Raw genomic sequence first — 25,176 nt, 5'->3', positions numbered from 1 at the left:
AGAGGTGGGGTTGTGCGACCTCAATCTCTTTGTATTCATTATCAGATTACTCTCTCTGAAACTTATCTCTATACCCCACCTCTCTATCGCCATCTCTCTTAATCTCTGTGGTTCAACACCTGTCTGTGTTGAGAGGATGTAATACTCCTCCTCTGCATCCCCACACCTCTCAATAACCTTCCCTACCTCAACTTCCATACCCAAGTTCTCATCCTCAACACCATCAACAACCACTATCTTATAACTCCTACCTCTCTTAGCATCATACCCCTCAACGACCTTACACCTATCACAAGCGATCTCTGGGAATTCCTCAAGAACTTTAACATACCACTCCAGCTTCTTAAAGACCTCAAGTCTCTGCTCTTTGCTCTTTATCAAGACCTTCTTCCTGGTCTTCCTTATGAATGTTCTCGCATAATACAACCCATCCAACTCATACTGCACCAACTCTTCAAACTCCTTATCAACCTTCTCTACAATCTCCTTCGCTCCCTCAAGCTCCTTCCCCCTTCCTTCACACATCACAGCATTCAGGATTATCTCATACCCGCCAAGGTTAGTAGAACAGCATGTTATATACATCTTACCCATCACAGTTCCGTCTATCCTGCCTCTTTGAGGAGTTATACCAAAGGAACTTAAGAAGGAGAGTATCGCCTTTGAGGATAGTGTGAGTAGGTTTTTCATCTTATGAGGGTCAATTCTTTTGAGTATATTCTCTTCTGATCTTCTATTATCTTCCTCAACCTTAAGCTATTTTATGAATCATCTCTCAAAAAATTTTAGACTTTATTGAGAGAGTTTGATAAATATTGAAATACGACATAGGTATTACTATAATTTAATTAATGAGTTTATGGATGATGGTAAGTTAAAACACGACATAGTTGTTGACTTCTTAAGACCTGGAATGGTATTGTCTGGTGACTTATTTTCAAAAGAAGGTGTTTTTCTATGGTCTGCCAAAAAGCCACTAACTCAAGATTTTATAAACCAACTAAAGAGTCTTGGGATCAAGGAACTATACTACACTAAAGAAGTTAAAAAGGATCTCTCTGAAATTTATCCACCAATGTTTTCTGATGAGGTAAAGGAGAATGCTAAAGAGGTTATAAACAATGTTATACGTCAACTTAGAGATGACAAAAAGATAGAGATCCAAGAGGTTAAAGATATCATAGAACAGCTTTTTAAGGAAATGATACACAAACTTGGTAAGGCAGTAATAAATCTGTCTGTAGTTAAAAACTATGATGAATACACCTATACTCATTCAATAAATGTGACTATCCTATCAATGTTCTTTGCAAAGTTTCTCGGTGCTAGCGATTTTGTGATAAAAGAGATAGGTATGGGTGCTATACTACATGATATAGGAAAAGTGAAGATACCTACAACCATACTCTACAAACCTGGAGAGCTTACTGAGGAAGAGTTAACGATAATGAAGAAGCATCCAATAATAGGTTATTTTGCTATAAAAGATGAACCTACTGTAAGCACTTACGCTAAAAAGATCGTCCTTTTCCACCATGAGAGATACGATGGCAATGGGTATCCACTAGGTATAAAGTTTGATAGAATTGGTAGGTATCCACAGATTGTAAGTCTTGCAGATGTCTTTGACGCACTCACATCGGAAAGACCATACAAACCTGGTATAAGTATAGCACAAGCACTTGATATTATAATGAGGCGTTCAGGATCGCACTTTGAGCCTATGCTGACTCAAAGATTTGTAATAGAAATGTCAAAACTATATGGATTGCCTTCACCATATGCTATAGGGTCTTTTGTCCTTCTAAACACTGGTGAGAAAGGAGTAATAATTCAGAAAGATTCAGAGTATAGCATAAAACCTACTATCGTAATAGTGGAAAACTCATTGGGTAAAGTCGTTGGAAAAATGAAGGTAAACTTACAGTTAGACCCTCACCGATATATAGTAAAAGTGATAACAGAAGTTGATGAAATTGATAGGCTTAAGATACTACTTATGTAATGATAAGAGGAAGCTCATTAAGAGCTCCCTCAAAAATAGGTGGTGCGATACCTAATTATCTCTTTAGGTTAAGAACTTCTTGTAGCATCTGGTCTGTTGTTGTTATTGTTCTTGAGTTTGCTTGAAAACCTCTCTGTGTTACAATCATATCAACGAAAGCATCTGAAAGGTCAACATTTGACATTTCAAGTGCTCCAGAGTATATCTTCCCCTTACCCTTAAGTTCAGCAGGACCTATGTCTGCAAGTCCTGAGTTCATCGTCTCAATATATAGATTCTCTCCTACTTTCTCCAAACCTTGAGGATTTGTAAAACCACCTAGTGCTATCTGTCCCAAGGGTTCTTGAAGTCCATTCGTAAAGACGCCTATTATCGTTCCAGAACTATCAATTTTGAAACTCTCAAGGTATCCCATAGCGTGTCCATCTTGATCATATACAGATGCGGTTGATGGAGATGAAAATTGAGTTATACTGTTTTCAATGCTTCCAACAACACCAAGTTCTACCTTAATTGTTTGTCTTGTCCCATCTGGTAACGTAAATCCGACATTAGCCATTAATGTTCCTGTGTTCATAACTGTAGGGTTGACGCTATTATCAGAAACACTTGCCAGAGTTCCCTTGTTGTCAAACACAATAGTAAATTGATTGTTGTTATCAGCTTTATCTTCGCCGACGCTAACTGTTACACCACTGGCACCTTCCACATTCACCGTAGCAACCCATGTATTTAAGTCAGTTCTTATGAAGTCTATAAACATTCTATATCTATTGCCGTATGAGTCAAAAACATCAACACTTGTTTTATGAGTGTATTTCTCCCTGTCAAGGAGACTTGACTCTGGAGTTATAATTGGTGTTCTACTCTCAAGGTTAGATCTATACTTTACTATCGTAGTTGCTGCTGCGGGGCTCTTCGCTCCCCTGGGTATCACAAGGTCTTCAATCTGACCTGATGGGTTTATAATTATCTCTCCTGTCTCAAGTTTTTGTGCTCTCCAGCCTTGAACTTTGAAACCGCTTGAATTGACAAGTGTTCCATCCTTGTCTATGTAAAAATTACCAGCTCTTGAGTAGAAAAGCTGTTCCCCCTTCTTTAAAACGAAGAACCCTTCACCAGCAATTGCTAGGTCAGTGTTTATACCAGTAGTCTGAATACTACCCTGTGTCATAATCTTATCAATGCTGGCAACAGTCATACCAAGTCCTATTTGCTTTGAATTTATACCCCCCCTTTCATCAGTAGGCTTGGCTGCCGCTTCCATAAGTTGTGAAATGATGTCCTGAAAAGTTACTCTCTCCCTCTTAAAACCATAAGTATTCACATTAGAAATGTTATTACCAAGAACATCCATCCTAACCTGATGGTTAATCAAGCCTGATACACCAGAATAAAGCGACCTCATCATAGTTCGTATCCTCGCTACACATAATACTTTCGGAAAGAGTATTAACTTCTTAAGTATAATCCTCTAACCCAAAATAGATACTGTAATGTTTCTTACAGTTTTGATTGAAATCAGAACTGCACGAAGGACACTTGGACCTAGATTTTAAATATTCATATATACTCATCTCAAAACCACATATACCACACAAAACTGCTTTTGTAGAAAATTCACTTTCGTCCCAAGGTATTATTTTATGATCCTCCAATTCATTATGACACTTATAGCAAGCGTAATACTTACCACAACACTTAAACTTTATAGCTACTATATCTCTTTCAGAATTATAATGATAACATCTAGAGTATGAGCCCAAACCTACTCCGAATACAGGAATGTCCTTTATCTTTGCCCACATTTATTAAATATTAATCGGTTGACAAATTTACTTTGTAGTTTCTAATCTTTGATCTCAAATATTATGAAAGATATGTCATCAACCTGGTATTGATCTTCAGAAAACGACATAATATCCTCAAGTAAGTATGATTTTATATCTTCGGTGTTATCATAGGACAGAAGTATTGCTTCTAATCTCTTCTCTCCATATTCCATCTCGTCAGAATTCTTTATATCTGTAACTCCATCAGTGAAAAGAAAGACTTTCTTATTTCGTCCTAGTGTAGTATCATCAATAACAATACTATCTTCACTTAAATCCATAAGACCTATAGGAGTATTATGTGCTCTCTTCTGGATAATTTCTTCTTTCTCAAATACATATACAGGCTGATGTCCCATATTGACTATACTTATACTCCTGGAAAGTTTATTAACAACACAAAGCACCATTGTAATGTATTTTTCGTAATCAAAGTAGTCTATGATAGTATTGTTGAGTCTGACTATTGATTTTACTAGTACTTCTTTTGTTATCTTGCTTTCAACTAAACTCTTGAAAAAGAAACTTATCATGCTCGTAATTATAGCTGCGGAAGTTCCTTTACCTGACACATCTGCGATAACTACCAGTGTTTGGTTGTTATCTACATCCTTTACAAAGATATAGTCTCCACCAGCATTAAACGACGGTATTGAAACAGCCTCATAGTTTATAACGTTACTTGGATATAGAGATTTGTTTATTATCATATTTTGCAGTCTTCCTGTCTCTTTTGAGTCTTCTTCTATTATCTTGAGTAGGACTGAGTAAATTATATCAGGATTAGTTGCTCCATAAATATTACCATTTATTGTTATGACTATTCGTTGTTTGTTCTTTGAAATCTTCTGTATTATTGACCTTACAGGCTTATTTGCTTCAATCAAAGAAAAATTCTTCTGTAGTCTGTTTGCTATTTTAATCACTGGTTTATTCCCGTATATGTGCTGACCAAATCTAGCAGATATTATATTCAATATATCTTTGGACTCTAAAACATTTATTATCTCATCACCACTTGTTACTATCACAAACGCTATCTCGTTATCTTTTAGAAGCAGGTTCACAACTTCATCAGTTGTAACATTAGAATCAACTACAACAGACTTTTTGGCAGCAAAACCTAACAGGTTGATAGGAAACTGCCTGCTAGGTTCGTATATTTTGAAATATTCCTCTTTTTGAAGTGAACCTAACATTTTACACCCTCCTACATAAGTATCGTCTCTATCATCTTCAAGACATCCTTTATATGAACTATACCTATAGGTTTAAGAGACTCATCGGCAACTATCAGGGTTGATATGCTATATGTTCTCATAGCCTTTATTATTTCAGAAAGGCTTGTATCTTCTGATATGTATAATATCTCTCTATTCTTTTTAACGATATCTGATACCTTCATGCTATGATAATCTGTATAATCAAGAAAAACTACCTTCAACAAGTCTGTAGGAGATATTATATCCTTCATCTGCCCATTGTCATCAACTACTACTATTGAGTGAACTTTTCTTCTCATTATCTTATCTATAGCAAGGAATAGGCTAAAGTCTTCTTTACATACAAAGAAGTCTGTTGTCATAATGTCTCCTGCTTTGATTGTGTTTATGTTTTTCATAATCGTCATCTTTTTACCTCCAAGAGAACTCAATATAAATTCTAGTAGTAATTTGTAAATTCCGTAAAAAATTCTTGTAAAGAAATCGTAAAAGTAATAACTATAGATTCACACCTTCAAAAAGGCTGTTTATTTTGAGAGACATATTATCAGAAGACATTATACTCTCACCTATCAAGAAAGCATTAAATCCGTTAGATATTTCTCTAATAACATCATATCTATTTTTTATTCCACTTTCGGCAACCAATACTGAAGGTCTTAAGTTAATCTTATTTAACATATAGAGATGATTATCAAGAGAAACTTCCAAAGTTTTTAGGTTTCTACTATTTATACCTAGTAATTCAATGTTAAGTCCTTCAATTTTCTGAATATCGTCATCTTCAAAAATTTCAACCAATACATCTAATCCTAACTCTTTAGATGTATCAAGAAATTCTACAAGTTGACTCCTTGACAAGGATGATACTATAAGTAAGATACAATCTGCACCATAGTAAATGCTCTCATATATCTGATATTCGTCAATTATAAAATCTTTTCTCAAAATTGGTTTTGTAGTGATGGTTCTTGTTTTTGTGATGAAAGATATATCACCATGGAAGAATCTTTTTTCAGTTAGAACAGAAATACAATCAACAAAACTATTCCTTTCATATACATCTGAAACTTCTTCTAGTGAAATATTGTTTCTAATAACTCCTTTTGATGGGGAAGCAAACTTTATCTCTGCTATCAATCCAGGCTTACCACTAGCAATTTTGTTCTTGAGTGTGTTTAGAAAACCTCTGGTTCTGTAATTGTTTTGTTTGATTATACTTTTCAGTTCTCTAATTGGAAGAGATGCTTTTACTTCTTTGAGTTCTTCAATCTTAAGTTTTACAATTTCTTCTAACATAGCATACCTCGCTAAGTTTATGACATAGATAATGTTTTTGTAGAAGACTAAGTCTAGTTAATTATAAGTTTTTGATATTGCTTTCTAGGATCCTTTCACTCTTGAATTTGTTTACAACATCTAAAACTTCCATTATCTGCTCTTTTAATTTTTGGTCATCTATCTTATCAATATCAAATGTTTCTACAAATCTTTCAACAAAGAGGATACCATCAAGGTGGTCTATTTCGTGTTGGATTGCTTTAGCGAAGTATCCTGTAGCGTTTAGAATGTTTCTTCTTCCATCAAAGTCAGAATATTCAACCGATATTGAGTAATGTCTCAATATGGGTAGATACAAACCTGGTACTGAAAGACAACCTTCTTCTTCAAGAGTGTATTTCTTTGAGGTGTTCTTAATAACAGGATTAATTAGCACTGCTCTACCTTTGTATCCAGCTGGTGAAACATCAACTACTGCAACTCTAATAGGCAAGCCTATCTGTGGTGCAGCAAGTCCAACACCATTGTTAGAATTCATAATTTCAAACATCTCATCCACTAGTTGCTTTAGTTCTTCATTAAATTCCCTGACTTCTTCTGCAGGTTTGTGTAATACAGGATTTCCGTATTTAACTATCTCTCTCATTTAACTCTACCTCCAAGCATGTGTTTTATTTCGCTTAAAGAGAATTTTAGTAAAGTTAGAATAAATATAACAAACTAGATAAATGTATTCAACATCGTCTATGTTAGAAAAATATATACAGCCTTAGGACGAATTATCTCTTGTCTTTTCGTTTGATAGAGCCGTTTTATATTTTACTTAAAGCTTGATCTATGTCCTCAATTATGTCGTCAACATTCTCAATTCCTATTGAGAACCTTACAAGGTCTGCCGTTGCTCCTGCTTCTTCTTTCTCTTTTTCTGACAGTTGCTGATGTGTTGTGAGGTATGGATAGATTACTAGAGATTTTGCATCACCTATATTTGCAAGGTGAGATAGAAGTTTGAGTGAATTTACGAAAGTTTTTATTTTTTCAACGCCACCTGGTATTCCTACTGTCACAAGTGCACTTGCACCTTTAGGTAGATATTTTTTGGCATTCTTGTAGGAGGGGTGAGACTCAAGAAGAGGATAACTAACCCAACTAACTTTCTTGTGTTTTTCAAGGTATTTTGCTACTGCAAGAGCATTTTGGGAATGCCTTTCCATTCTCAAGTGAAGTGTTTCAAGTCCTTGTAAAAAAAGAAAAGAATTAAAAGGACTAATACAAGCACCTACATCCCTCAGTAGTTGAACTCTAACCTTGATTATGAAAGCAACAGGACCTAAGTCTGAATATTTAAGTCCGTGATAGCTTGGATCAGGCTCTGTAAACTCTGGAAATCTTCCATTATCCCAATTAAATCTACCTGAATCAACGATAACACCTCCTATTGATGTTCCGTGTCCTCCTATGAACTTGGTGGCTGAATACACAGATATGTCTGCACCATAATCAAAAGGTCTTAGCAGATAACCTGTTGGAACCGTATTATCCACAATTACGGGAACTCCATGCTTATGGGCAATCTTTGATATCTCCTCAATGTCTGGAACATCTAGTCTAGGATTACCTATAGATTCAAGAAATACTGCCTTTGTTTTGTCATTTATCTTTTCTTCAAAGTTCTTTGGGTCAGAAGCATCAACGAAATGAACTTTTATACCAAGTCTTCTGAATGTCCAATTAAAAAGGTTGTATGTTCCGCCATACAGACTCTTTGAGCTTATTATCTCATCACCAGGTTTAGCAATCGTTAGTATTGCGTAAGTTATTGCTGCTTGTCCTGATGAGAGAGCGAGAGCACCAACTCCACCTTCAAGTAAAGCCATTCGTCTCTCAAAGACATCAGTAGTTGGGTTCATAATTCTAGTGTATATGTTTCCTGGTTCTTCAAGAGCAAAAAGTCTTGCTGCGTGATCCATATCCCTAAAGACGTAAGATGTAGTTTGATATATCGGTACCGCTCTGGATCCTGTTGTTGGATCTGGCTCTTGTCCCCCATGTAGGAGTATCGTTTCAACCCTAGCATTCTCTTTCATATTCTACCTCCAAACTATCGTAAGATAAAAAATTTTATAAGTAAAAATTTAACTTTTTCAAGTTGAAACGTATTCTGATAGAACTACCAAATCATTAGACTTTTGATTTATGTTTTCGTATATTCTAATCTGCATAAAGGAGGTTCTTATGATAACTCTTACAGAAGCAGCAGCTAGTGTCATAAAAAAGATACTTGAAGAAAATAATATAAAGGATGTCTTTTTGAGATTTTCAGTCATGACAGGAGGATGTGGTTGTTCGGGACAAAAATACGGACTCTCTATAGACGACAAGAAAAACTCTGATGACCTAATCTTTGAAACTAACGGAGTTAAGATAATAGTTGACCCTGTAAGCTACGAAGAGGCTAAAGGATCTACTATTGATTATGTAAAAGATGAAGTGTTTGGGGAAGGGTTTAAGGTTGTAAACCCTAAAGATCAATGTGGATGTGGTGATGATAGTTGTGGATGTAACTAATTAGCAAGTATAACTACTAGAGGTTTACTACCACCTAGAATTTTGGTGCTTGTGGAAATAACTTTTTTACTTTTGTTTTTATAACTGGTTTTTACAACTATTGAGTACTTACCGTTTGGTAGTGTTTTCTTGTTAATGTTTCTACCTCTCCAATAAACGGTAAGTTGGCTTCTTAAATCAACAACACTTATGTTCCTACCTATACCAATTAGATATCTGCTGGAAAGATATTTTTTGTAGTTATTTAACTTATCGTATGGTATAGCATATACACTGTAATCAATATACCATATATTCCTACTAACATAAACCACAGTAGTTATTTTACCAGGATTTCTCGTATCAATATAGTTTTTACCGTTTCTGTAGGAAAAGAATACTTTAACACCTCTTTTATTAGTTTTTACTTGTTTGGTTTTAGGTTTTTGCGTAGTGGCTTTAGGATCAGTAGTGTTCTCTTTTTTAATATCATACCTATTTTCAGATACGAGAAATGCTTTATCTTCCTCACTAGGTTCTAATTTCTGTTCTTGAATATTTGTGTTTGTGGTATTTAATTTTGTTGTTTTCAATGTTTTCGTCTCAAAGAATTCATCAACATCTTTAACAACAGTCTGTTGGTTTGTATTTGTCTCAAGTCCTTTTTGCTCTTCAATCAAAAATTGGGGGGTACCTACATCCTTCAGTTCTGTTTCTTTTTGTTCAACTTCTGAAATTATATTAGATATATTATTTTCTTCTCGTCCGCATGAAATTAGAGCAAGTAAAGGAACTAAGAGAATAACTAGAAAAAATTTCATATAGAAAATATCGTAAAGAAAAGTATTATTTAAAGCAATATTTTTTGAGTAGTCTCTATAGAATTACTGATTGAAAGAGTTTACAGCATTTTCAACCGAATCGTATATATCAAAAAACCCTGTTAGCTTGGTTAATTCAAAAACTTTTCTTACGGAAGCGTATACATTAGATAACTTTAATCCTCCTCCTACTTTTTTCAAGTTTGAAAGACTGGATATAAGAACACCTATACCAGAGGAGTCTATATAACTAACCTTATCAAGATTCACAACAATGTTAACCTTACCTTTTTCTATTTCCTGTCTTACTAGCTCCTTTATTTGAGGAGCATTATAGAGGTCTATCTCACCATTTACATCAAAGACAACAACATCCCCTATTTCCCTTCTAGAGATTTCCATAATATACCTCCATAAAATAACTTGAACTATGCTTTAGTTCTATTATAAAAAAAACTCTTCTAACTTTCAATAAACCATAAAATCAATCTTTACTACTATCTCAAGATGTATTTTCGGATGATAGATAGATTTTACTTTACATCCTCATAAGCCTCTAATCCCAGTTGCCATAAGGTCGAATAATCTTATAGTAAAGTCAGTAAAGACTCTTATGAGTATAGGTCCTATTAAGAGAATAAGTAAACCTATAGCAATAAATTTAGGTACAAAAGTTAATGTTTGTTCTTGTATTGATGTAGTAGCTTGGAAAATACTTATTATTAGACCGACAAGTAGTGATATTATAAGAAATGGTAAGGATAGTATTGCAGTTTGTATTAGTGTCTCGTTCAATAATCTAATTATTAGTCCTATCTCGTTCATAAGACTATCTTCCACCGAATCCTGATAACATTATACTCTCTGTGAAGAACCTCTGGTTGAAGACATATATTATTATGACAGGTATTAGAGCTATGAGTGATGCAGCCATAACCAACTCCCACTGTGAGCCATAAGCAGTTTGGAACGCAGTTAATCCGACAGGGATAGTCTGGATTTCTTCGGAGTTTAGCACAATCAACGGCCATAAGAAGTCATTCCATTGGAACAAGAAAGTGAAGGTTCCTAGTGTAGCCAGTGCTCCTTTGGACAGAGGTAGTATTACATGCCATAGTATTTGCAGTCTATTAGCACCGTCAATGAAAGCAGCTTCTTCAAGGTCATAAGGAATTGATACGAAGAACTGTCTTAACAGGAATGTCCCGAAGGCAGAAAATAAAGCAGGGAGTATAACTGCAACTAAAGTATTTACAAGTCCTAACACTTTGAAAAGGATATATACTGGTATCATAGTTACAGTAAATGGTATCATTAGTGTTCCTAGGTATAGAAGAAACACAGCATCTCTTCCAACCCATCTTAACCTAGCAAATGCATAAGCAGCTAATGTACAAGTAACAAGTTGCCCAAGTGTGGTAACAGTCGCAACTAACAAACTGTTCCTATAATACTTATCAAAGGGAACCGATATCCAGGCCTTAACAAAATTAGCCCACCATGCTCTAACTTCAGTATATCCCTCGCGATAACTACCATGAACGAAGTTTCCATTTTGGTCCACATATATGTAGCTGAATCTCTTGGGTATAAACAGTTTGTCGTAAATATCTTCGGGGTCTTTCAAAGCAGTAGATATAGTCCAAAAGAATGGTATCACCATTGTCAGAGCACCTATTGATAAAACTATGTAAGCGAATATGTTCCTAACAATCTCCTTTCTTCTTCTCTCTTCAACTAAACTTTGACCATAAAAAGCTTCTCTTGTTGCCATATTTACCTCCTTATATTACCATGAAGAAGTAGTAGATTCTCTACCCATTCTCCATTGAATTATTGTAAATATCATCATAACGATGAACAAGAAGACGGATAGTGTTGCAGCATATCCCATTTGGAACCACTGGAATGCATTGTTATATATGTAATAAACTATTGTTTTAGTAGCACCGGCAGGACCTCCTCCGGTCAATACATACTGTGATCCGAACGCTTGAAATCCATTTATCACACCTATGATGATTATAAAGAAGTTTGTTGGTGCTAGCATAGGCCAAGTTATGTAAGCAAATTTTTGAACCTCGTTTGCGCCGTCTATATCAGCTGCTTCATACAAAAAGGATGGTATCTGCTGCAAAGAAGCAAGATATACTAGCATAGTGTATCCTACATTCTTCCATACATCCATGACGATTATTGCAACTTTTGCCCAGTTACCATCACCTAACCAACTTGGTGGGTTTATAACACCGATACTCTTTAGTAGTTCATTAAGAAGTCCTTGATCATTGTATATCCATCTCCATAACATTGCGACTGCAACTAAGTTTGAAATGTAAGGTAAGAAGTAAAGAGTTCTAAAGAATGTTATACCTTTTAGTTTTTGATTAAGTGCTAATGCTAGTATGATTGCAAAAGCCATTCCCAGAGGTATTTGTAACATGAATATTAGAGTATTTAAGAAATATCTCCAGAAGTCTCTATCCTTTGTGAATAAAGTTCTAAAATTATCAAGTCCAACAAACTGTATCCCTGTTTTACCACCAATAAAAGAAGTATCAACTATTCCCCTAATACCTTTGAAAGGCAGATCATTTATTGGAATAAGAAGTGTTCCTTCCTGAAGGTTGAATTCCTCACCGTTCTTGACTGAAGATACTTTTACAGGATATTGAGCATTAGTTGAACCTTTTGGTATGCTAACACCTTCTTCTGTAATGCCAACAAACCTGATCTTCTTTGAATAGCTAGCTCTAACAGATATATTTTCAACATCCACGATGATGCCTTCTTTATAGACCCCACTAACAACTTCTTTAATTTTGCCGTAGACTTCAATGGAAGATCCTACTGCTACTTCAAATTCACTTTCGTTGAAAAACTTAACTATAGTGTTGGTCGCAACTAAATTACCACTGCCATCATCATACCTGACAACAAATTCAACGGTAAATTCATAGTTTGCGGGGAATGTGTAAATGTAATCTTCTCTACCTCTTACTGTTATAGGTATAACCGTTGTTTCATTTATTTTTGGTAATTTATACGTAGTAGATTGTAGAATATTTTTATCAACCTTTGCTGAAAATCTCTTTGTTAGATCAACTTCTGATTCTATTACAGTTCCCTTAGGTATATAAATATCTTCTTGTGCTGGAGAGGACAAGAAAAAAGATACAGTTCCTTTAGCATTGGAAGGATAACTTATTCCATCCCACTTTGCAAGAGCAAGAAAAAAGACAGCTACCACAGGAAATGCTGTTATTAGTAGAAAACCAAAAAAGTTTGGAGTAAGGAAAGCAAACGCCGTTAAAAATTCTTTGATTTTTTTCTCACGCTTTATCTTTCTAGCAAGCTTATCCATACGAACCTCCCTGTTATACATAATTAAAAAAGTTTGTAATTGAATTTTCAACATTCTTTGGGAATACAGTTAAGGAAATATTCTATGTGGAAATTCTATTTCACACCAAACTAGGTTAGTTGAAAGTCTCATAAAAAGTCTTTTATGTTACTCTAGAGGCAAGGAGGTATGTATGGATCCTCTTATTCTATCAAGATGGCAGTTTGCCATAACTGCGGGGTTCCACTTTGTTTTTCCATCCTTCACAATAGGTTTATCAGTACTGATATTTGTATTCTTTCTACTCTACATGCTCAAGAAGGAGGATGTGTATAGAAGGATAGGAAACTTTCTAGTAAAGATCTTTGCAGTAGGTTTTGCTGTTGGTGTAGCAACAGGTATTGTTATGGAACTACAGTTTGGTGCTAACTGGTCTAACTTTGCTGAAAAGGCAGGAGGTGTTTTAGGTGGTCCTCTTGCAATGGAGGCAATATTTGCATTCTTCCTTGAGTCAACATTTCTTTCTATATTGGTTTTCGGAGAGAAAAAGATTTCTCCACTTGTGAGAACTATTTCAGCGTTTCTTGTGATGATTGGGACATTCATATCAGCATTTTGGATACTTACAGTTATGACTTGGATGCAAATACCAACTGGATATAAGATAGAAAACGGGAAAATATTACTTACGGACTTATGGGCTATATCCTTCAATACTCCAAACCTTATAAGGTTTGCACATACCGTACTTGCATGTTTCATAGCAGGTTCAGGTCTTGTAATGGGTATTTCTGCATACCATTTCTTAAAAGGAAGACTGGCGCAAGAGTACATGAAAGCATTTAAGGTCAGTGCAATAGTATTCTTGATATTCTCAATACTTCAGATACCTATGGGCACGCTTAGTGGTGAATATGTAGCTGAATACCAACCCCTAAAACTTGCTATGATGGAAGCATTATGGAACACACAAAAGTCGGCAGCGGAACCGATCGTTAGCTTTATTGACCAAGAAAACATGACAAACACTCTTGAAATAGGAATACCTGGATTATTATCTCTACTGGCTTATAGAGACATAAATGCAGAAGTTAAAGGTATCAAAGATCTTATGAAAGAGTATAACCTTAAGAAAGAGGAACTACCGAATATACCTCTGTTGTTCTGGAGTTTTAGAGTGATGGTATTTTTGGGAATTATGTTTATAATAATAGGTATAGCGTCTGTGATACTATACTACACTAAAATCTTACCTAATGTTAAGTGGTTTTTATACTTGTTGATTGCTATGATACCTCTTCCTATAATAGCAAACTGGGCTGGTTGGATAGTTACGGAGGTGGGTAGGCAACCTTGGGTTATTTACGGCATACTTAAGACAAAAGAAGCAGTGTCTCCTCTTACAGGAACAGAGGTAGGATTTACTTTGTTTACATTCGTGGGTTTGTACACGATACTTCTAATACTATGGGCCTTTATAACAATTAAGATCGCTAGGAAAGGTATTCAGGAGGAGGTTATTTCTGAAATTTCTGAAAATAAACCTCTATAGTCTTTAGGAGGGAGTCCATGCTCGCAGAAATTTGGTTCTTCGTTTTGGGAACATTCCTTATAATCTACGTAGTACTTGATGGGTTTGATCTAGGCGGAGGGTTTATATCTCCATTCCTATCAAAAGATGACAATGATAGAAGAGTTATTCTGAATGCTATTGGTAGAGTTTGGGATGGGAATGAAGTTTGGGTCTTGGCTTTTGGTGTATTCCTCTTTGGAGTATTTCCTCTCGCTTATGCTAGGTTCTTCAGTGCTGCTTATATACCAATAATGTTACTAGCGTTCTCTCTAATTCTTAGAGCAGTATCGTTTGAATTCAGAAGTCAAGTCAAATCAAAGGTTTGGAGAGGAGTATGGGATTGGATACTGGCTATATCAAGTATGCTAATAGTTATAGTTTTCTCTGCTGCCGGTGCTAATATACTTAAAGGTGTCAACATGACTGATCAACCTTTCAGACTACACCTTTTAGAAGCACTTAATCCATTCGCACTAATAAGCGCTATAACAACATTATCATTCGTCATATTACACAGTCTAGCGTATTTGGGTAACAAGACAGAGGGACAGTTGTATAGCAGAATATTATCGTTCTCTAAAATGTTCTGGTTATCGTCGTTGTCTCTACTGCTGGTATGGTTTTTATTCTCAATCATATTTGAAAGACATATTTTTTACAACTTCATAAAGTACCCATTGTTCCTAATTGTTCCGGCTATAGCGGTAGTCAGTTTTCTGATCTTGAGACTTCAGATACAAAAGGAAGATTTTAAAAAGTCGTTTGTATTCTCATCCATTACCCTTATATCTGCTATACTATCTTTCGGTCTTGCTATGTATCCCAACCTTGTGAGGTCATCAATTGATGAAAAATACAACATAACTATCTATAACGCGATGTCAGGAGAACTTACTCTTATCGTAACACTTGTTATTGCTTTGATAGGATTGGTGTTGGTAGGATTATATCAGTCTTATGTTTACAAGGTATTTGCTGGTAAGATAAAGCAAGAAGACATTCATTATTAATTACTTCTTCAAGAAACCGGTGAGATACTCCTCCATAGGTGAGGATGGCTCTGCGAAAGGTTTTTCGGATGGCATACCGGCAAGGTATGCTATCCTTCCTGCTTCAACTGCTTTTGCGAATGCTATCGCTATCCTTACAGGATCTTTAGCCGTTGCAATAGCAGTGTTGACTAATACTGCATCAACTCCTAGCTCCATAGCCTCCGCTGCTTGAGATGGTTTCCCTATACCAGCATCAACAATTACAGGAACTTCAAGTTCGGATTTCAACATCTCAATGAAATATTTTGTAAGCAATCCTTTGTTCGTGCCAATAGGTGCCCCTAGTGGCATCACACAAACCGCACCTGCTTTAACCATATATCTCGCAGAAACCAAATCCGGCATCATATAAGGAAATGGTTTAAATCCATCGTTTGACAGTAGTTCGCAAGCCTTTATAACCTCTCTATTGTCGGGCATAAGATATTTCGTGTCAGGTATAATTTCAATCTTTATAAGATCGCTTCCTAATAATTCTCTTCCTATTCTCGCAATTTTCAACGCTTCTTCCGCATTCCTAGCACCAGATGTATTCACTAGAATTTTTGTTCCTTCGGGTATGTAGTCCTTGAGAGGTTTTTGAACACCGTCTCTTGCTCTCCTAACGGCTACCGTCACTAATTCACAGCCAGTTTTGTATATTATCTCTGGTATGTAGTCATACTTACTGAATTTACCAGTTCCTATTATTAACCTACTAGTGAATGACACACCTCCTAGAACGAGTTTGTCTTCCATTATCCGCCTCCCATTATGGTAAGTATCTCAATATCATCACCTTCTTTAACTACTACTTCCTTTACTTTACTTTTAGGCACAATCTCTCCATTCAAAACAACAACATACCTATCTGTATCAAAGCCTAATGCTTCTACAATCTCCTTGAGATTGCTTTGACTCATCTCTCTTTTTTCTCCATTAACCGTAAGTATCATTAAACATAAATTTAACAAATATAGATGCGCTTTTCAATATATTTTTAGCAAGAATAAATTGAACTTAAAGTTAAATGTTCTTGACCACTATTTGTCGTTTAACCCAAAACGAAATCAATTTATCAGGCTTCGGTCTGAACAACTTGAATCTCTTGAATCTAATGAGTAGCTTTTTTATTATCTTTAATTAGTTGAGGAGGTAATTATGAAAAATAAGATAGTTAAGGTTGTGATGATTTTTCTAGTTTTTGCAGTTTTAACAAGCACTGCTCATAGTGTTGAAGTTGCGATTGGTCTAGGTATGCCTTTTTACCGAGATGGTATTGGAATTATGACTGATTTTGTTGTAAGAGATGGAATGTATGAATTTTTCAAAGTTGATCTTCCGATTTACCTAGGGGGAGGATTGAGTTTTCATTATGCAAGGGGTAGCGATAATGACTATTATGTTGATATGATTGACTTTGGGTTTTTACTATCGGGAGAATATCTACTCATCTTTGATAAAATCAATCTCGGTTTTGGACTAGATTTGTACTTCTCTTATAGCAGTGCTTTTAACAACCTATCTAGTCTTGGAAGTCTGGGAGCAAACTTTAGACCTAACCTAACATCAACATACTCCTTTAGTCGTAGCCTTAAACTTGGTGCTAAGTTTGGCTACAATGTAGGTATTTATACATCATACCGAGGATATATTTTCTTTGAATTATTAACACTCTTGAAGATATAGACTTTCAAAGGATAAAACTACTATAAATACTGAAGTTTGAGAATTTTTAAACGAAAATCATAAATATGATATTTTCTACTACTAACAAGGATGGTAAATTACTTGACCTTATAAAGAGAGACTTGAATGCAGTTATAATAAGACACAATGTTATATCCGACAACATCGCTAACGCAGACACACCTGGATTTAGGAGAGCAGAAGTCAGTTTTGAGTCTCAACTCAAGAGAGCACTAGAATCCGAGAGAAAGACCGAATACCCCGCAAGAATGACACACACTAAGCATATACCTTTTGAAGAAAAAATAGACTATAGGACGGTAAGACCCAGAATAAGCATAGATTATGATACTTTCTATAGAAACGATAAAAATGGTGTTGATATAGACAAAGAGATGGTGGATTTCACTAAAAATGCTATGAGATACAATCTACTTATAGAAATGTATAACAGAAACGCGCGAAAGATAGAATTAGTTATGAGATCAACTGTGTAATCTGGTTAGAATTCTGCAAAGTTCTTGACCAATTTTTGGTTTTCTTTTGTATCTGTATCCATTTCAACTAAAAGTTGGATAAATGTATTCAACGTTTTATTGATAGGTGATATAGAGAACTTTAAATTGGTAATTTTGTTTGTGAAAGATTTTTCAATCTTTTAGACTAGTGGATATTTTTTGCTTCAGTTAGTAATTTGTAATACTGATTGAAGGTGATAAAGAATAAGTTTATGAATAGACTCAAATTTGTGGTGGTACTTCTATCAATTCTGCTATTCGTTCAGACGGCTTTATTTATATTATTTGCTCTTTATTATAACGATAAGAAATTTAGGAATTTTGTTGATGATAACATTCTAAACCCGAAGAAAGAAGACACAACTCAAACAAATACACTTCTTATAAACGAGTTATTTTCCTACAGGATATATGGTGATATAAAAGATGACAGCATTTATTACGAGAAATTTGTCAAGGGCAAATCGTATTTTGTTGGTAGTAAAGTTAGAAAAAACAATCTAAGTGATATTTGGTTTTTCATCATTGACAGAGATGGCTCTATAGTTAGAGATTTAGTAGTTGGCAAGGATAACTTTGATGAGGTAGGTTTGAATTTTGATGTTGACGGTGATAAAATCTATTTGTCCGGCGAGATATACTCTAGGAATGAAAAATCAGTTTATCTTCTTAAGATAACGAACTTCTCTATTGAATGGGATTTAGTTCTAAAGAGTGTTTCTAGGAAAGATATATCTCCTGTTGTCAAAACTCTAAAAAACGGAGACATTATACTATCGTTTTCTACAGAGGGTATAATTTCAAATGTTTTGTCTCTTGCTGTTGTCAGAATTTCAAGAGATGGGGATTTTACAAATGTCATAGTATTGACAGGTAATCTAAAAGAGACACCCTTGAGTATAGTTGAGTTTGATAACTTGGAGTATTGGATTGTAGGTGAATCAAAGTCGTTTGGTTTTGGTGAGACTGATATTCTTATTTTATCGTTTAGGAATGACAATTTGAACTGGGCAAAAGTTTATGGGACGAAATTTGCGGAGACACCTAATTTCGTTCTGAAAGTGGATGACGGTGTTATAATATCAACACCCGCTAGACACTTCTCTCTTGTGAAGGTTAGGACCAATGGTGATATTGAATGGGTTAAAACATATAAAAATGGGAGTATATCTTCCTTGTTCAAGTTTGGAGATAGCTTCTTTGCAACTGGTACAATGTTTGACCCATACACTGCAAACAACATCTTTGTTTTTGAGACAGATACTAACTTTAACATAAGATGGGAAGAGTTCTACTCTTTCAGTTATGACGAAATGCCTTACGGTATATCGGTAGATAGTAATTTCATATACATATCAGGCACTATGTATAATGAGAAAACGCTTAAAGATGTTTGGTTTGTGAAACTCAAAAGGCTTACGAATATCGTAATTTCCAATGCTATGTCAAATTTAACTGACTACACTGGTGAAATGATGAGTAAGTATATTGATAATGTATCTATCACGAACATTTACATATCCTCCACTAATCCCAGTATATTCAATGTCTTAAGTTTCTATTCAATGCCTCAAGGTCTCAGGAAGAGGTTTGATAACGAACAGATAGCAAAGAAGAAGACAGAAAAAGATAAGAAGAGGAAGAAGCAAAAAGATAAGAAAGTAATAAGAAATTAGAAGAATTGGTTCTTATGTTAGAAGTTAGGATAATTAAGATATTGCTTCAATGCATTTCTGACATATCGTTGGGTGTTGGGAATTTTGACCGACAGTAGGTGAGTAAATCCAACATCTTTCACATTTTTTACCTTCAACTCTATCAATACCAACCTTAATATTATTTTCTTCATAATTTATCTTTGATGATACTCCATCTATTACTTCAACCTGCGAAACTATGAACATTTCCCATAAGTCTTTTTTATACTCTTCAAAAATGCTTAGTAAATTCTTGTCTTTTGAGTATATGAAGACCTTTGCTTCAAGAGATGAGTTTATAAGATTATCTCTTCTGGCTATCTCAAGTGCTTTTAATGTAGCATCTCGTGATAGAATTAGGTATTCAAATTTTCTACTTATCTCGTCATTCTTCCACTCTTCCTTAACTTCTTCATACTCGGTAAAGAATACAGAGTCTGTTCCTAGCCTATCCTTGAAGAAGTTTTGCCAAACATCCTCTGCTGTGAATGAGAGTATTGGTGCAACTGCTTTGACAAGGTGTATAAGTATATAATACATCGCAGTCTGTGAGCTTCTTCTCTTTATACCATCTTTCCTACCGGTGTATAACCTATCTTTTAAGACATCAAAGTAGAAAGCACTCAAATCTATGTTACAGAAGTCATAGATTTTTCTGAAAACTTTGTTGAATTCATAGTTGTTATAGTTTTCTCTTATTTCTTTCATTGTCTTGTAGAGTTTATCTAAAGCCCATTTATCAATGTCAGTAAGTTTTTCGTAAGAAAGCATATCTGAAAGATTAAAATCGTATAGATTTGATAGCAAGTATCTGAAGGTATTTCTGATTTTTCTGTAAGCATCAACAACTTTTTCTAGTATGTGTTCTCCGATTCGCAAGTCTTCGGTGTAGTCTTCGGATACAACCCAAAGTCTAAGGACATCTGCTCCGTATTTCTTAATAACTTCTTCAGGAGATACTACATTACCAAGGGACTTGTGCATCGCTCTTCCTTGTTCATCAAGGACAAACCCGTGTGTTAGCACATTCTTGTATGGTGGAATTCCTCTTATAGCAACAGAGGGCCAGAGAGATGACTGAAACCAACCTCTGTGTTGGTCTGAACCTTCAAGATAGAGATCAGCAGGTGAAGATAATTCTTCTCTTTCATCAAGAACACAGAAGCTGCTTACTCCAGAGTCAAACCAAACATCAACGATGTCTCTCTCTTTCTCAAACTCATCACTTCCACACTCACATCTGAAGTCTCCTATCAAGTCCTTTATATCCTTTTCAAACCAAACATCTATACCTTCTTTTAGAAAGATATTATAGATATGCTTACCCCATTCACCACCTAGATAGGTTTTACCACATTTTTTACAAGTTATAGCAGGTATTGGAACACCCCATGCTCTCTGTCTTGAAAGACACCAATCAGTTCTATTTTTTACCATCGCCTCTATTCTATTCTTACCCCAACTTGGAAACCATTTCACACTGTTTATTCCTTCTAATGCTTTTTGCTTAAGTTCTGGATTGTTCACATTGAAAAACCATTGTGGTTTTGCTCTGAATATCACAGGATTTTTACATCTCCAACAGTGAGGATACTGATGTTTGTATTTCTCGTATTGAAGTAGCATTCCAACCTTGTCTAGATATTCTATTATCTGTTGGTTTGCTTCAAAAACATGTATTCCTTTCCACTCAGAAACTTCATCTGTGAATCTACCGTAGTCATCTACTGGTGATAGGATAGGTAATTTATATCTAACTCCTATCTCATAGTCTTCGGTTCCGTGTCCTGGAGCAGTATGGACTATACCAGTTCCAGTTTCAGCAGAGACATGCTCACCGAAGACAACTTTTGATTCTCTTTCCTCAAAAGGATGTTTAACTACAAGATTTCTTATATCATTCAAACTGACCCCCTTTATTGATTTCCAAGCCTTTCCAACTTTTCCTGCTACACTATCCAGAAGTGGTTCTGCTATGATGTAATACTCATCATCTTTGAATGAAGCAATGGCATACTCAAGCTCTTCACTAAAAGCAACTGCAGTATTACCTGGTAGCGTCCAAGGTGTAGTTGTCCATATCAAGACAAATAACTTACCATCTACTAAAGTGTTATTCAAGACAGGGAATTTAACATAGATTGATGGAGATTCCTTTTCGTAGTATTCTATCTCTGCTTCGGCGAGTGCTGTTTTACAACTGAAGCACCAGTGTATAGGTTTAAAACCTTTGTAAATATAACCTCTGTCATATAGTTCAATTAGCATTCTTGCGATGTTTGCTTCATAATCCTTTGACATCGTTAAGTATGGCTTATCCCAAAGTCCAAAAATCCCAAGTCTTATAAACTCTTCTCTCTGGATGTTTATGTATCTTGTTGCATATTCTCTACTCAACTTTCTTATCTCTGTTGGTGAGGTATGCTCTGCTTTGTTGCCAAGATTTTTCGTTACTTGTAGTTCAATCGGAAGACCATGACAATCCCACCCAGGAACGAATATAGAGTAATATCCTTCAAGAAGTTTATTTTTGACTATTATGTCCTTGAGTATTTTATTAAGTGCGTGACCTATGTGAATATGCCCATTTGCGTAAGGAGGACCATCGTGAAGGATGTATGGTTTTGACTTGCTTCTACTTTCAAGCGTTCTCTCATATACCCTCTTATCTTTCCATAACTTTATAAATTCTGGTTCTCTTTGAGGAAGGTTTGCTTTCATCGGAAATGTTGTGGAAGGTAGGTTTAATGTGTCTTTGTAATCCATACTAACCCTCCAACTTTTCTATTTCAAACTTCTCTATAACGGGGTTTGAAAAAACATCTTCGGATATTTTCTTTATGATATTCTCACTGTCTTCGCTTATGTCAATTAGGAAAACTTTACCTACTCTAACATCATTTACACTTTTATAGCCAAGATTATGTAGAACTCTCATGATAGCATTTCCTTGTGGGTCAAAAACATTGTTTTTTAGAAAAACGTTTATTCTGTATTTCATAGTATTAAATTTTAATCTTGTCTAATGTAATCTTACAAGAAGAATTGACTGAATTTGTGATGGAGTCTTTGTTAGATAAATCTAAATAAAATTCAATCCACTAGTGAATTCAGAAAATCATAAGGGGATAAGTTTTATTCCTATTTCCTTTTCTATTTCAATCTCTATAGAAAATCGTTAAAATACTCCTCTTAAGAAGCGGCCAAAAGATCTAGTATAGAGTGAATTCTTGGGAGCAACGAATACTATATAGAATCAAAGTTAGTGAGTTAGTAATTTGAATTATTGTTTATGATTCTAATCCTCTAATACCCTGATTGCTTTTTGGTTTCCTCTTTCTTGTAAAGGTCTTGGTAGTAGTAGCCTTTTTTGCTAAGCTCCTCCTTCAATTTGTCTGGGAATGGGATTTTAAACCAGAAAATTCTTCTTACTTCTTTCTCGAGTTTTTGGATACCTTCACTTTCCTTCATAATCCAGAGGTAATAGTCGTATATAAACTTTGATCTAAGGTCACCCTTCCATTTTATTGAGTCATGATACTGATAATAATCGCCAGTAAGCCCTTCTTCCATCCAATGGTAGCCAGCCATCTCCTTTGCCATATTCCATCTAAAATCTCCAAGCCCTATAACTATAACTTCCTTAGGATTCCTTGAAAATATCGGTATTGCTATTCGTCCTTTGCTTGAGATTTTGTTAAATTTGTTGAATGGTTCCCAACATATTCCATAATTACCATATCCAATAGTTAGAATGAAATATGGGACTATTTTAAGTTGAGATGATCTAGTTCTTCTATCAAATATTTCAGGATCGAGTTCCCATATACTCTTGATATATTGTGTAGCATTGTCTCTGAAATTAGGTTTTAGGTGTGATCTTGGTAACATACTTGATGTAAGGACTGGGAAGTGGTTACCCTGTCTTCCAACGCACATCTTCGTCATCTGCCTTATAGTTTGTATTTCAGTGCTTATAGTAGAAGTATCTACTTCATACTCTTCCTCTATACCATTGTTAACCAGTGTTGCTTCAATTTTTCTTATCTCTTCTAATACTTTATCTACTTTCTGCTGAATGGTATTTATTTCTTTATTTATTCGGATAACCTCTCTAACATTCTCAGAAACTTTTTGAAGTGTATCTTCCTCCGTTTGAGAATAACTCACAGAATAGTTGTTTTCAGATATCTCATCAAACATTCTAGAGAAGTCGTGGACTCTCTTAACGTCGTGAAGTATAGTTTCTTCAAGAAGCTGTCTTCTTCTTAAAAGTTCCTTGAGCCCTGACATCTCTGCTTCTAAAATACCTCTCTTTCTTTCAAACTTTTCTTTGTCAGCATCACTCATCCCCCCCGTTTTCTTTCTCTTTTTAGGTAATTCATCGGTAGTGCTTGCTTCTATCTTACCTTTTCCGATAGCCTCAATCCACTCATCTACATAGTAAATAGAGTTATAGACATCATCATCACTATCCATTTTCTTCAAAGGAACAGATTTTATCATTTCCTGATCTTCAACGCTGAGATACTTAAGATCAAGTATTCCGAACCTAATGAATAACCTCTTTGGAAGAGGTGTCTTGTCAAACCATTGTGTCCCTATCTTTAGCAAGATCTCATTATATATCTCCCAAAAAGAACTTGAAAACCTCTCCTTATACATGATTTTCTTATCCTTGTCTTGTTCGGTCTCAAAAAGTTTTTTGTTTTCAAGCAACTTCTCAACTAATTCTTCATTCTCACCTTCTAATACAGATTTAATAAAACTATTAGGTAAACTGTTGTAGAGTTTTCCCATAGACTCACCTATAAACCTTCTAATATAGTAAATTTATGGTATGAGACTTTCAATATAACTAGAAGGTGTTCAAAAAATGTATGTAATGCTTGTGAATACTAATGGAATTTGAATTTCATTATTAAGAATTCTAGGTTTTTGATAGGTATTTAATGATTGATTGATAATTACAGTATGGATACAATAGTGATATCTGTTCCAAAGGGAAGGCTCTTTGAAGATACAGTTGACATCCTTGCTAGAGCTGGAATACTAAAAGAGAAATTGAAAGACGACTCTAGAAAACTTTTGGTTTCCGATTTAGGTGCAAAGATTAAATTTTTACTAGTAAGAGCGAAAGATGTTATAACATACACGGTTGAAGGCATATCTGACCTAGGAGTGGTAGGTTATGACCTTTTGGTTGAGTATGACCCTGAAGTTTTTTCGCTTCTGGACCTAAAGTTTGGTTATTGTAAGATTGTACTTGCTGGAAAGGAGAAAAAGGAACTAGTGTCTCCCTCCATCAAGGTAGCGACGAAACTACCTAATATAACAAGATCCTATTTCCGAGCAAAGGAAATTGAACCCAAAATAATTGAGTTATATGGTTCTGTTGAACTTGGACCTATAACAGGATTGAGTGAATTCATAGTTGATATAACATCCACAGGAACAACATTAAGGGAGAATGAACTTGTCGTAATTGACGAAATATTTGAGTCTACTTCAAGACTAATAGCCAACAAAAAGGCTTTCTACCTAAAACGAGATAGGATAAGTCAAATAATATCAAAGTTAAGGGATGTATTAAATCAATGAAAGTATTGACGAAAT

The 25,176-nt window shown here is 35.1% G+C and carries 26 protein-coding genes; 8 read left to right on the top strand and 18 right to left on the bottom strand.

Annotated features, from left to right (window positions below):
- The coding region (locus NZ579_03935) for a hypothetical protein (protein MCS7299100.1) at positions 1 to 690 on the bottom strand (690 nt) is incomplete at its 3' end.
- A 169-nt stretch (positions 691 to 859) separates the two neighbouring features.
- On the opposite strand from NZ579_03935, the gene NZ579_03930 reads away from it, so the two are divergent.
- On the top strand, positions 860 to 2,005 hold the full coding sequence (locus NZ579_03930) for an HD-GYP domain-containing protein (protein MCS7299099.1): 1,146 nt from the start codon (positions 860 to 862) through the stop codon (positions 2,003 to 2,005).
- A 55-nt stretch (positions 2,006 to 2,060) separates the two neighbouring features.
- Here NZ579_03930 and flgE read toward each other — a convergent pair whose 3' ends face one another.
- From flgE to NZ579_03895, 7 genes are all read right to left on the bottom strand, one after another.
- On the bottom strand, positions 2,061 to 3,416 hold the full coding sequence (gene flgE, locus NZ579_03925; GenBank protein ID MCS7299098.1) for a flagellar hook protein FlgE: 1,356 nt from the start codon (positions 3,414 to 3,416) through the stop codon (positions 2,061 to 2,063).
- A gap of 49 nt (positions 3,417 to 3,465) precedes the next feature.
- The gene (locus tag NZ579_03920) at positions 3,466 to 3,813 is read right to left on the bottom strand and encodes a CHY zinc finger protein (protein ID MCS7299097.1); all 348 of its coding nucleotides are present in this window, start codon (positions 3,811 to 3,813) and stop codon (positions 3,466 to 3,468) included.
- Between the two features lie 41 nt (positions 3,814 to 3,854).
- Positions 3,855 to 5,036 carry a SpoIIE family protein phosphatase gene (locus tag NZ579_03915; GenBank protein MCS7299096.1) on the bottom strand — a complete coding sequence of 394 codons (1,182 nt, stop codon included), beginning with the start codon at positions 5,034 to 5,036 and terminating at the stop codon, positions 3,855 to 3,857.
- An 11-nt stretch (positions 5,037 to 5,047) separates the two neighbouring features.
- Positions 5,048 to 5,467 carry a CBS domain-containing protein gene (locus NZ579_03910; protein ID MCS7299095.1) on the bottom strand — a complete coding sequence of 140 codons (420 nt, stop codon included), beginning with the start codon at positions 5,465 to 5,467 and terminating at the stop codon, positions 5,048 to 5,050.
- Between the two features lie 91 nt (positions 5,468 to 5,558).
- On the bottom strand, positions 5,559 to 6,359 hold the full coding sequence (locus tag NZ579_03905; protein ID MCS7299094.1) for an indole-3-glycerol phosphate synthase TrpC: 801 nt from the start codon (positions 6,357 to 6,359) through the stop codon (positions 5,559 to 5,561).
- 61 nt (positions 6,360 to 6,420) lie between these two features.
- Entirely contained in the window at positions 6,421 to 6,987 is a 567-nt protein-coding gene (def, locus tag NZ579_03900; protein MCS7299093.1) for a peptide deformylase, read from the bottom strand.
- Between the two features lie 166 nt (positions 6,988 to 7,153).
- Positions 7,154 to 8,428, bottom strand: coding sequence for an O-acetylhomoserine aminocarboxypropyltransferase/cysteine synthase (locus NZ579_03895; GenBank protein ID MCS7299092.1), 1,275 nt, complete (start codon positions 8,426 to 8,428; stop codon positions 7,154 to 7,156).
- Positions 8,429 to 8,576: 148 nt separating this feature from the next.
- Between NZ579_03895 and NZ579_03890 the strand changes: the two genes are divergently transcribed.
- The gene (locus tag NZ579_03890) at positions 8,577 to 8,909 is read left to right on the top strand and encodes an iron-sulfur cluster assembly accessory protein (protein ID MCS7299091.1); all 333 of its coding nucleotides are present in this window, start codon (positions 8,577 to 8,579) and stop codon (positions 8,907 to 8,909) included.
- Here NZ579_03890 and NZ579_03885 read toward each other — a convergent pair.
- From NZ579_03885 to NZ579_03865, 5 genes are all read right to left on the bottom strand, one after another.
- Positions 8,906 to 9,709: a hypothetical protein gene (locus NZ579_03885; GenBank protein ID MCS7299090.1), complete on the bottom strand. Its 804-nt coding sequence runs from the start codon at positions 9,707 to 9,709 to the stop codon at positions 8,906 to 8,908. The two genes, NZ579_03890 and NZ579_03885, sit on opposite strands and share 4 nt — an antisense overlap.
- A gap of 63 nt (positions 9,710 to 9,772) precedes the next feature.
- Positions 9,773 to 10,111: an STAS domain-containing protein gene (locus NZ579_03880; protein MCS7299089.1), complete on the bottom strand. Its 339-nt coding sequence runs from the start codon at positions 10,109 to 10,111 to the stop codon at positions 9,773 to 9,775.
- A 144-nt stretch (positions 10,112 to 10,255) separates the two neighbouring features.
- Positions 10,256 to 10,534, bottom strand: a complete 279-nt coding sequence (locus NZ579_03875; protein ID MCS7299088.1) for a flagellar biosynthetic protein FliQ — start codon at positions 10,532 to 10,534, stop codon at positions 10,256 to 10,258.
- A 4-nt stretch (positions 10,535 to 10,538) separates the two neighbouring features.
- Complete coding sequence (locus tag NZ579_03870) at positions 10,539 to 11,483, bottom strand: carbohydrate ABC transporter permease (protein ID MCS7299087.1); 945 nt, start codon at positions 11,481 to 11,483, stop codon at positions 10,539 to 10,541.
- A 15-nt stretch (positions 11,484 to 11,498) separates the two neighbouring features.
- On the bottom strand, positions 11,499 to 13,073 hold the full coding sequence (locus NZ579_03865; GenBank protein ID MCS7299086.1) for a sugar ABC transporter permease: 1,575 nt from the start codon (positions 13,071 to 13,073) through the stop codon (positions 11,499 to 11,501).
- A 172-nt stretch (positions 13,074 to 13,245) separates the two neighbouring features.
- On the opposite strand from NZ579_03865, the gene NZ579_03860 reads away from it, so the two are divergent.
- Together NZ579_03860 and cydB are read left to right on the top strand one after the other, a co-directional pair.
- Complete coding sequence (locus NZ579_03860) at positions 13,246 to 14,604, top strand: cytochrome ubiquinol oxidase subunit I (protein MCS7299085.1); 1,359 nt, start codon at positions 13,246 to 13,248, stop codon at positions 14,602 to 14,604.
- 17 nt (positions 14,605 to 14,621) lie between these two features.
- Entirely contained in the window at positions 14,622 to 15,635 is a 1,014-nt protein-coding gene (cydB, locus tag NZ579_03855; GenBank protein ID MCS7299084.1) for a cytochrome d ubiquinol oxidase subunit II, read from the top strand.
- Here cydB and NZ579_03850 read toward each other — a convergent pair whose 3' ends face one another.
- Both NZ579_03850 and thiS read right to left on the bottom strand, forming a co-directional pair.
- The gene (locus NZ579_03850; GenBank protein ID MCS7299083.1) at positions 15,636 to 16,415 is read right to left on the bottom strand and encodes a thiazole synthase; all 780 of its coding nucleotides are present in this window, start codon (positions 16,413 to 16,415) and stop codon (positions 15,636 to 15,638) included.
- Positions 16,415 to 16,612 (bottom strand): sulfur carrier protein ThiS, encoded by a 198-nt coding sequence (gene thiS, locus NZ579_03845; protein MCS7299082.1) that lies wholly within the window; start codon positions 16,610 to 16,612, stop codon positions 16,415 to 16,417. Before thiS ends, NZ579_03850 begins: the two co-directional genes overlap by 1 nt.
- Before the next feature lie 205 nt (positions 16,613 to 16,817).
- On the opposite strand from thiS, the gene NZ579_03840 reads away from it, so the two are divergent.
- The 3 genes from NZ579_03840 (at position 16,818) to NZ579_03830 (ending at position 19,539) form a co-directional block, all read left to right on the top strand.
- Positions 16,818 to 17,345, top strand: a complete 528-nt coding sequence (locus NZ579_03840) for a hypothetical protein (GenBank protein MCS7299081.1) — start codon at positions 16,818 to 16,820, stop codon at positions 17,343 to 17,345.
- Between the two features lie 65 nt (positions 17,346 to 17,410).
- Entirely contained in the window at positions 17,411 to 17,842 is a 432-nt protein-coding gene (flgB, locus tag NZ579_03835; GenBank protein ID MCS7299080.1) for a flagellar basal body rod protein FlgB, read from the top strand.
- 233 nt (positions 17,843 to 18,075) lie between these two features.
- Positions 18,076 to 19,539, top strand: coding sequence for a hypothetical protein (locus NZ579_03830; GenBank protein MCS7299079.1), 1,464 nt, complete (start codon positions 18,076 to 18,078; stop codon positions 19,537 to 19,539).
- Between the two features lie 33 nt (positions 19,540 to 19,572).
- Here NZ579_03830 and ileS read toward each other — a convergent pair whose 3' ends face one another.
- The 3 genes from ileS to NZ579_03815 form a co-directional block, all read right to left on the bottom strand.
- Positions 19,573 to 22,326 carry an isoleucine--tRNA ligase gene (gene ileS, locus NZ579_03825; GenBank protein ID MCS7299078.1) on the bottom strand — a complete coding sequence of 918 codons (2,754 nt, stop codon included), beginning with the start codon at positions 22,324 to 22,326 and terminating at the stop codon, positions 19,573 to 19,575.
- A 1-nt stretch (position 22,327) separates the two neighbouring features.
- On the bottom strand, positions 22,328 to 22,561 hold the full coding sequence (gene purS / locus NZ579_03820; GenBank protein ID MCS7299077.1) for a phosphoribosylformylglycinamidine synthase subunit PurS: 234 nt from the start codon (positions 22,559 to 22,561) through the stop codon (positions 22,328 to 22,330).
- Between the two features lie 305 nt (positions 22,562 to 22,866).
- Positions 22,867 to 24,360: a hypothetical protein gene (locus tag NZ579_03815; GenBank protein ID MCS7299076.1), complete on the bottom strand. Its 1,494-nt coding sequence runs from the start codon at positions 24,358 to 24,360 to the stop codon at positions 22,867 to 22,869.
- Positions 24,361 to 24,534: 174 nt separating this feature from the next.
- On the opposite strand from NZ579_03815, the gene hisG reads away from it, so the two are divergent.
- Entirely contained in the window at positions 24,535 to 25,161 is a 627-nt protein-coding gene (gene hisG, locus NZ579_03810; protein ID MCS7299075.1) for an ATP phosphoribosyltransferase, read from the top strand.
- Positions 25,162 to 25,176: the final 15 nt, after the last annotated feature.

The organism is Spirochaetota bacterium (assembly GCA_025061835.1).
Lineage (GTDB): Bacteria > Spirochaetota > Brevinematia > DTOW01 > DTOW01 > SKYB106.
The sequence above is the reverse complement of the archived record's forward strand: the minus strand, read 5'-3'. Positions and strand labels throughout refer to the sequence as shown.